This window comes from Demequina litorisediminis, assembly GCF_030161615.1.
In the GTDB taxonomy this organism is placed as follows: Bacteria; Actinomycetota; Actinomycetes; order Actinomycetales; family Demequinaceae; genus Demequina; species Demequina litorisediminis.
This window is the reverse complement of the sequence record NZ_BSUN01000003.1, coordinates 47,391-55,298: the sequence shown is the minus strand read 5'-3', so window position 1 is coordinate 55,298 and position 7,908 is coordinate 47,391. Positions and strand designations below refer to the sequence as shown.

At 66.2% G+C, this 7,908-nt stretch carries 10 protein-coding genes; 1 reads left to right on the top strand and 9 read right to left on the bottom strand.

All coding sequences use genetic code 11. The features are described 5' to 3' along the window. The 5 genes from QQK48_RS18425 to QQK48_RS18405 all read right to left on the bottom strand — a co-directional run. Positions 1–426: hypothetical protein (locus QQK48_RS18425; RefSeq protein WP_284329605.1), on the bottom strand; the 426-nt coding region annotated here is incomplete at its 3' end. A 113-nt stretch (positions 427–539) separates the two neighbouring features. After that, positions 540–914 (bottom strand): hypothetical protein, encoded by a 375-nt coding sequence (locus tag QQK48_RS18420; protein ID WP_284329604.1) that lies wholly within the window; start codon positions 912–914, stop codon positions 540–542. A gap of 5 nt (positions 915–919) precedes the next feature. Further along, positions 920–1,168, bottom strand: a complete 249-nt coding sequence (locus tag QQK48_RS18415) for a hypothetical protein (RefSeq protein ID WP_284329507.1) — start codon at positions 1,166–1,168, stop codon at positions 920–922. A 252-nt stretch (positions 1,169–1,420) separates the two neighbouring features. After that, positions 1,421–2,746 (bottom strand): ParB/RepB/Spo0J family partition protein, encoded by a 1,326-nt coding sequence (locus QQK48_RS18410; protein ID WP_284329508.1) that lies wholly within the window; start codon positions 2,744–2,746, stop codon positions 1,421–1,423. A gap of 883 nt (positions 2,747–3,629) precedes the next feature. Next, positions 3,630–4,046, bottom strand: a complete 417-nt coding sequence (locus QQK48_RS18405) for a hypothetical protein (RefSeq protein WP_284329509.1) — start codon at positions 4,044–4,046, stop codon at positions 3,630–3,632. A gap of 653 nt (positions 4,047–4,699) precedes the next feature. On the opposite strand from QQK48_RS18405, the gene QQK48_RS22435 reads away from it, so the two are divergent. Next, the gene (locus QQK48_RS22435; protein ID WP_431308451.1) at positions 4,700–5,299 is read left to right on the top strand and encodes a homing endonuclease associated repeat-containing protein; all 600 of its coding nucleotides are present in this window, start codon (positions 4,700–4,702) and stop codon (positions 5,297–5,299) included. 505 nt (positions 5,300–5,804) lie between these two features. Here the strand turns inward: QQK48_RS22435 and QQK48_RS18400 are convergent. Genes QQK48_RS18400 through QQK48_RS18385 form a run of 4 tightly spaced genes read right to left on the bottom strand, consistent with a single transcriptional unit; the run spans position 5,805 to position 7,818 of the window. Then, entirely contained in the window at positions 5,805–5,933 is a 129-nt protein-coding gene (locus QQK48_RS18400) for a hypothetical protein (protein WP_284329512.1), read from the bottom strand. Continuing rightward, complete coding sequence (locus QQK48_RS18395; RefSeq protein WP_284329513.1) at positions 5,923–6,327, bottom strand: hypothetical protein; 405 nt, start codon at positions 6,325–6,327, stop codon at positions 5,923–5,925. The genes QQK48_RS18400 and QQK48_RS18395 overlap by 11 nt, the downstream gene beginning before the upstream one ends. An 11-nt stretch (positions 6,328–6,338) precedes the next feature. Further along, positions 6,339–7,253 carry a hypothetical protein gene (locus QQK48_RS18390; protein WP_284329603.1) on the bottom strand — a complete coding sequence of 305 codons (915 nt, stop codon included), beginning with the start codon at positions 7,251–7,253 and terminating at the stop codon, positions 6,339–6,341. After that, entirely contained in the window at positions 7,213–7,818 is a 606-nt protein-coding gene (locus QQK48_RS18385; protein WP_284329574.1) for a ParA family protein, read from the bottom strand. Before QQK48_RS18385 ends, QQK48_RS18390 begins: the two co-directional genes overlap by 41 nt. Positions 7,819–7,908: the final 90 nt, after the last annotated feature.

The following is a 7,908-nucleotide window of genomic DNA, read 5'->3' as shown; positions in this document are numbered from 1 at the left end:
CACGCCCACCAGGTCCTCGCTGTCTCCTTCTTCGTCGTCGTCCAGGTCGTCGAAGTTGGGCTCTTCGTGCCGGTCGAGAACGATCTCCTTCACGACTTCTGGGTCGCCAAAATTCATCAGGGTCATGCCGAGGAAGTCCTCATGCGAGGGAAGGAAAACGTGGTCGATCACTTCGGCGAGGTAGGGAATGCCTGGCGTGTCGTGTTCGTAAAAGGCTCGCCGCGACAGGGCTGAAATGTGGCGTGTGATGGGGTACACCAGGTCGTAGAGCGCGAGAGTGGTCGCCGTCGAACCTTTCAGATACGAGCCTCGAACACCGTCGAGCCAGCCTGAAAGTATCGACTGAATCTCGTCGTCCTCGCTCGTGTAGATCACGTTCGGCACCTGGTCGTAGATCCAGATCATGAACTCGTCAGGTCTGCTCAAGGCTGGCGCGCGGTCGCAAAGCGCAGTCCATTGGGTGTGGGGGTCGGGTTTGACTTCACCGCTGGCGAGCGTGTCCATATAGGCGTAGCGCCCTCCCCCACCCGCATATGCGGTCAGGAACTCGACGGCGTCGCCGTGAAAGGTGCCGGGGTCAATGGACGGCCACTGGTCGCCGTTGCCAGCGGCGAGGTCGCGGACGGCTGCGCAGCCTGCGCGACGCCGTGGTTGTAGCCCCTAACGGGCCGAAACTCGCCGTCGCGAAGTCGCCCGTCAAGGAGGATCGCGACTTTCCCTAGTCGCTCGAAGCCTGATGTAAAGGTGTGGAGGCCAAGGTTGAGGGGGCTTTGACGTCCGAAACGCTCCCTATCCAAATGTCCGCCTTCGTGGGTGCTTGCGCGAGGTGGCGCAGCCCGGTGATGGTGAGTTCGGTCGCGAGCCTGAGTCTCGGCGAGCAGCGGGTCCCAGACGAGGGAGGAGGAGCCGGTCATGGTCGCTATCGCCGTTCGTCGAGGGCCGTGAAGTAATGGTTCTCGGCCGCGTCATTAATGGGGGCGAGTTGGTCAAGTTCCCATGCGCGCCCCTTTGGGGCGCCGCCTGTAGACACGTCGGTCTTGATGGCTTCGCGGACGGCGTGCGTGACGCCTCGGATGAGGCGTGCGCGCTCGTCGAAGGGCAGGCCGGCAGCGGTGCGGCGGACGTCGGAGATGATGCGGTCCACGTCGGGTGACTGGTGAATAGCCATGAGTTGAACCTAGAGGTTAGATGCGTTCACCAACAGGCGTCGCGCACAGAAAGGCGTGCGGCTTTCGCGGTTAGAGGTGGCAGTCGAAGTCGACGTCGTCGACGGTCGCGCCGCGAGGCGCGTTGGCCGGGGCCGGCTCGATGCCGGTCTGGTCGCTGCGCGCTGTGGTGGGTCATGCGCGCAAGGTACCCACGCGGCCCGAGTCGTTTGCCGGGGTCGCGGGCCGGGTGTTCCGGCCCGCGACCGTGGTGGCTAGTCGGTGGTGTAGGTCTGGGTGGCGGTGTGGTCGCCGTTGTTGTGGGTGGTGACGTAGTGGGCTTCGGGCGGGGTGAGGGTGTAGCCGAGGTCTGCCAGGAGCGTGAGGTGTGCGGCGAAGCCGGTGCGGTTCTCGCGCCACACGGTCTTGGACACGCGGTCCTCGTGGCGGGCGATGGTGGCCAGGAGGTGGGTCCGCAGGGTCGCTCCGTCGTTGACGGTGGCCTTGGCGTGGGCTTCTGCGCCGGGCCATGCGCCGTTCTTGACGGCGGCGACGATGCGGACGGCTTCGCGCACGTGCTCTTCGCTGTAGGGGGTGGCGATGTTGAGGGCCAGGAGCGTGGGGATGTGCTTCTTGGGGATGGTGGTGCGGGGGTGAAGCGACTCGGTGAGCCAGGCGCGACGGACACCGTTGGCGGTGTCCCATGCCTTGTTGTTGGCGATCACGCGGCGTCGCTCGGCCTTGTCGTCCTCAGACACCTCGACGGTCTCGGCCTTGGGGTCGTGGGCGCGAGTCTTGGTGCACCAGTGCTGGACGACGGCCTCGCCGTCGTTGGTGACGGTGGGGTAGATGCCGTAGCAGGGCTGGCCGTGGTGCTGGGCGATTTCCTCGTCGGACTTGAGGTGCTTGGACTTACCGTCCCAGCCGGAGGGCCGTTCGGTGATGATGGTCACGCCGGTGTCGGCGGCGATCTTCTCGGCCTGGGCGACGGCTTCGGCCTTCGCGATTGCCTCGCGGGCCTTCCTGAGCACCCAGTCGGGGTTCTGGCCGTCCTCGACCGCGGCGAGGGTGGTGGCGTACAGGTCGGCGTCCTTGGATTCGAGGTCGGCAAGGGCGAGGGCCTGATCGAGCGAGATTTCTCCGGCATGGAGGTAGGCGCGGGTGTCCTCGGGTGCGGCGTGGGCGGCGGCGAGGTTCTTGATGGTGTCGCGCTTGGCGCCGAGTCCCTTGGCGATCGCGGCGGCGGTTGCGCCGGTGTCGAGCATGCCCTGGATGCCGCGTGCGAGTTCGGCATCGGTGAAGCCTGCACGCTGGGTGTTCTCGTGGACCATTGCGGCCGCGATGGTGGCGGCGTCCGCGTCGGGCACGATGTTGACGAGGATTTCGGTAAGCCCGGCGTCGGTGGCGGAGGCGTGGCGGCGGTGTCCGGCGATGATGGTGTAGCCGCCTTCGGGGTCGGGGGTGACGACGAGGGGCTGGATGATTCCGCGGTCCTTGATGGATGCGGTGAGGGTGTCGCGGTTGCCGAGGTCGTAGCGCGGGTTTGCGGGGTTCGGGTGAACCTCGTTGAGCGCGACGGTGGCAAGCGTCATGGCGTGCATGGGTGGTTCCTTTCTCACCCGGTGCGGCCCGCGCGCGGTGTGCGTGACGGTTGGTCACCGCATCGGCTGATAGGGGACCAGATGCCCTCGGAGCGCGAAAGCAGCAACCCCGAAGGGGCCCACCGGGAGGAAGATTCACGGCCGAGCGCAGCGAGGGAAAGGGAATCTCGCCGGACCGGTCAGGCCGGCAGCGCAGCGACGGTTGTGCGCAGCGCGCAGAGGGCAAGAATGGTCCCTCAGCCGATGCTTGAACACCCCACACTGTCGCGGCCGCGCAGCGGACGCGTCCACGAGCGCGCAGCGCTCCCCCACCTTGTCTGGTGGGCCACCAGCCGCAGGCTGGGGTATGCGTGAGGGATCGTGACCCGAAGGGCCAAGACCCGCCCATCCGAAGCGCCGCGCGCGCACGGATGGAAACAGCGGGGCTTGGGTCGCAAAGCGACTAGAGCCCGACCCGAAGGGGCACGCCCACCAGGTCGGGCTCTAGCCACGGCACTCCATCCTGGTGAACTTCAAAGACAGAACGTATTGGCAGGCACTGACCGTGATGATGGCCAGAAGACCCGGGGATGCCGTTGGACGCCCGCAGGGCGTCCGGTCGGCGGGAGGGTGACTGCGCGACCGCTTGCGGTCGCTCCTTTTGGTAGCGCGCTCGCCGGCTAGCGCCGGCGGCGCGGGGGTGGGTTGGGGCGTGTGCCCCCTGCCCTCTTGTGGACGGCCTGAGCCTACGCAAGGGGCTCCACCCGCCCACAAGTGGACAGCGGGACTCTGGGTGACGGTTGTACCCCGCCGACACACACCGGCTCGCAAGGCGGCTGCGCGGCGGTGCCACGTCGACCGGGCACAACCTCTCTGCCGGAGGGCGGGGGGAACGCCGGGGTCGCTACTTCTCGATAGTCGACGCGCCGTCGTTCACAAGGAACTCGCCGATGACAGTCTTCCCGTCCTCGTCATACAGCGGGATCGAGAACACTTTGTCCGCCACGTCGTTGGCACGCGCAGCATCCTCAGGGCTGGACACCTTTACAGGCTCGAGGTCTGCTGATTTGACGAACCCGAGGGTTCCGTCTTCACCCCAGGCCTGAATGAACTCGGGCTCCTTCTCGTCGAGGATGACTTCTCCGAGCCGGGTGTCGTCGTTGCTGACAGTGGGCTGGTGAGTTTCAGCGACAGGAGCCGCGCCAGGCGGCGCAGAGGTACCTAGACCTGAGACGCCAAGTGCAACGCCGATTCCCACTCCACCGACGAGGCCGACCCCGGCGATGAGAATCATTTGAGGAGAGAGCGAGATGTGTCGCATTTTCATCACCTTCACCAAATCACAATCGGGCTTCGGGCCGATTGGTGTGAACGATAGTCACCGCTGTAGTACGCGTACCCAAAGCCGGACCCGCGGTACTCTCCCGACCCACAATCCTTCGCCACGGTTCGCGAAATGATTGTGACGCTCTGTGTTGTAAGGACCCGGCTCGCCGAGCCACAAAGGGCGTTGCCGCGCCAGAGGCGAGCCGACGCCCCCTGCCACCCCGCGGGAGCCGTAGGCGACGACGACACGGTGAGTCCGCCTGATGGCTTCGTGCCATTGCTGTTAGCGGAAGGTCGGGCCTTGTAGTCGTATGCGCCGACGTTCCACACCGTTTCCCAGGCCCCGTACACCACGGCCGCGGTTGCCGCAGTGCCTGTCATGCCGACGAGAATTCCCGCCATGACCGAAATGGCGGCCACTCTCAATTTGGCCGAGTTCGCCGGCTTGGCCGTTTGTGTCATCATGTCCCCCCAGATTGGACTAGATCCCCAACACATGCGCGATGCCCCTTTGCACGCATTTGCAACCTAAGCCCGCACATTCGTGCTGTCAATAGATGCCACACACTCCGCGGTGGCAGCGTTGCCGGACGGTACTTGGTTGGGGGCAGGCGTGGCCCGTCGACATCGTCGTGTCGTCCCGCCACCATGAGGGCCATGCTGACGTTCCAGTACACCGATCGGGATGCTCGCTCGAGATCTCTTGATGCGCTGGCGCGCGCTTGTCGCGTGCTGGAAGCGCAGCCGGGGATCACCATGAAGGCTCTCGCCCGGCATGCGAGGACCGACGTCGAGACGCTGGCGAGGGTGTTGGGTCCGGATTTGGTGGCGTTTGCTCGTCACAGCGCGCACACACCCGCGCCTGAGCGGCGCAAGACACGGGCGTGGACTGACGCGCGCCTGCGTGAAGCGCTGCGTAAGGCGGCGGTGGTTCTTGATGGTGATGTGCGTGAGGCCCGCTATCGAAATCTCGCGACGCGGCCGGGTGCCTCTGCCCCGTCGAGCCAGACGATCATTCGACGTTTCGGCTCATGGAATGCCGCGCTCGAGTCCGCGGGAGTGGGCACTGTGCAGCCTCTACGTACTATGACAAGTGGACGCTGGAGTTGTGCGCCGATGTGGTGGCGGAGTTCATCGCTGAGACGGGGTCGACGTCGGGCTCGCAGTATCGGGAGTGGGCTGCGGGGCGCGAGGATTGTCCCTCTGTCGCGACGATCGAGAAGGTGGGGTTGTGGCACGAGGTTGTGAACCGGGCTTTGCCGATGCTCGTGGTGCCTGATCTGCACGCGCAGTATGTGGCACGGTTGCGGGCCGAGCATGCGAGCCGGAGGCGTGCGATCTCGAGTCGTTCGTGGCGGACGGCGCGGAGAAAGGCCTGAGGCCGCCGGAGCCAGAAAGGAATTGGTGTCGGCGGCCTCAGGTGAGTGACCGGTGTGGTGGCGACCAAACCACCATGCCGGCACGGTGCCCTGTGCGGGAGTCGAACCCGCGGCGTCAGGAAAGGGGGCTAACCCGACGCGCCGGCTCCTGGGGGAGCCTCAGGGCTTGCGATCATCTTGCACGATCGGCGTAGGTGTTGCCAGAGCGGCGTAGCGCGTCCGCGGGCGTGCCATTTGAGAAGTCTGGGGCGGCGCCGGTCATGGGCAGGCGGGCGTGGTCGTGGGCGTGAGACTTGACCTCATCGCCGAGTTCATTCCACCGGTCCCGTCCGACGAGCACGACGTCGCACGTGGCACCGCGGGCGGCCACGAAACTACGCGCTGCCTCGAGGTAGTTGTCGCGGTAGGCGAGAAGGTCCGCTTCCCACAGGCTCGGCCATGCGGGTCAGCGCCCGGTAGGCCGCGTTGGTCTGCTCCTCGGTGGCGTTCTCGTCAAACGTCACGGCCTCGAGGCTCGTCGACCTGCTCGGAGTAGAGGTCAGTAAGCCCGAAGATCTCAAACTCCTCTTCCTCGTCGAATGCGATCTGGACTGGCTCGGTGCGGTACGGCAGGAGGGTGCCGGGCTCGGCGCCCGCGGTGGAGTTCACGATGTTGCGCACGTAGTCGGCTTCCCACGAGCCGGAGCGTCCTGCAAGCAGGTCCTCCACTCCCCCGATGTTCGCGGCCACCGTCGTCAAGACGTGGCACGCGATCTCGGCGAAGTCGACGGGCTCGACCTTCTCGTGCTCGGTGCCTGCGCCCCTGACACGGGTCTGACGGGCCGCGGCCGTGAGCGCGGTGATCGCCGCTTCCACGGGATTGGCGGACTCCGTGGGGCCGCTATCGGTGTTGACCATACGTGTGGCTCCTAGGTGCGGTCGACGTGCTTTGCGAGCACCGTAGCGGCGAGGGCTGACCTCGACGGGGCGCCGACCTTGTCGGCGATCGCGTCGAGGTAGTCGCGCTGCGCAACGGTGAGGCGGAACTGACGCTGGATGCCGGAGCCGGATCGCTTGACCTTGACAGCCCGGGGCATCTGTCCAGGGACGAGGCTCGGCGCGGTCGTACCTGCGAAGTGCTCGGTGAGGCTCTCGACGTCGACGGCGTCGAATGCTTCCACCAGGAGGTCGGCGTAGGTCGTGTCGCGTTCCTTGCGGATCGCGGTCAGCCGCTCGAGGAGGTCGGGCTCGAGGTAGATACCGACGTTCACGATCGTCTCGTTGTCGACGCTCTGGGAGACGGGTGTGGCCGCCTTCTTGGGTGTTGTAGCGGGCTTAGCCTGCTTGGGCTCGGCGCTCGGCTTCACGGGCACCGGTTCCGACGGTGCGGGTGTGGCTGCATCCGCCGGCTGAGGGGCCTTGGGCGTCAGGAGACCCGAGAGAGCCTGGCCGCGGTCCTTGCCTGAGAATGCGCCTTCGAGGCTGGCACGCTGGGGGGCTTGGCGTTCGGGGCTCATGCGGGGATCTCCTTGCTTTCGAGCCTCAGCGATGCGCTTGAGCAGTTCGCGGGTGAAGTCTTGGTAGTCGTTGGCGAGGCTGGTGGCGTTGCTGACGAACAGTCCTTCGCCGGGCTTCTCGCCTGCGCGCAGCGCTGCGAGGCGTGCGCTGCGGTCCTCCGAGACGGCGTCCTCGAGTTCGTGGACGAGACGGCCGTGACGGCGGGCGTCGACGGCCGCGGATTCGAGGTGCCGGATAGGCGTGTCGAAGATGGGAGCGGCGGCACCAACGACCTGGGCGATGGTGTCACGCACTGATCGCTCGAGGCGGCGGGAGCGTGATCCCATGCCGAACAGCAGCACTCCGGCGAGCCTCAAGGTCGGGGTTGGTGTCGCGTGCGGCAATGAACCGCTCAGCGACTCGCTCGAGGCCGTCAATGCTGGCGTCGTCCGACCTGGTCGGGATGACCACCGCGGCGGCACAGCCGAACGCGGCCTCGACGAGCATCTTCTCCCCCGGCGGGGTGTCGATCAGGATGAGGTCGTAGTTACCCGCGATGGACGCGAGCGACTGGTTGAGGTTCTTGGACAGACCCGGCTCGCCGCGCATCGCGCGGGACATTGCCATGGCGGTGAGGTCGGCGATGTCTGGCCCGCCGGGGACCACGTCAAGCCCTCCACGCACGTCCTTAACGATCGGTGGCGTGGCCCCGGCCATGAGTGCCATCAGGAGGTCGTTGCCACTCCCCCGCTCCATGCCGAGGTCGCGAGCCACGTTGCCCTGGGGATCCAGGTCCACGAGCAGAACCCTCAGCCCGGACGCCGCGGCGAGGCCCGCCACGTTGCAGGCAACGGACGTCTTACCGACGCCACCCTTGCCCTGAGCAACAACCACACTGCGTGCAATAGCCATAACCATTCCTCCTGTGTGAAACCACACTAGTAGCCGTATGTGAGAGCGTGCGTTGCGCCACGCCCTGTCTAACGTTTACTACCGTACCAT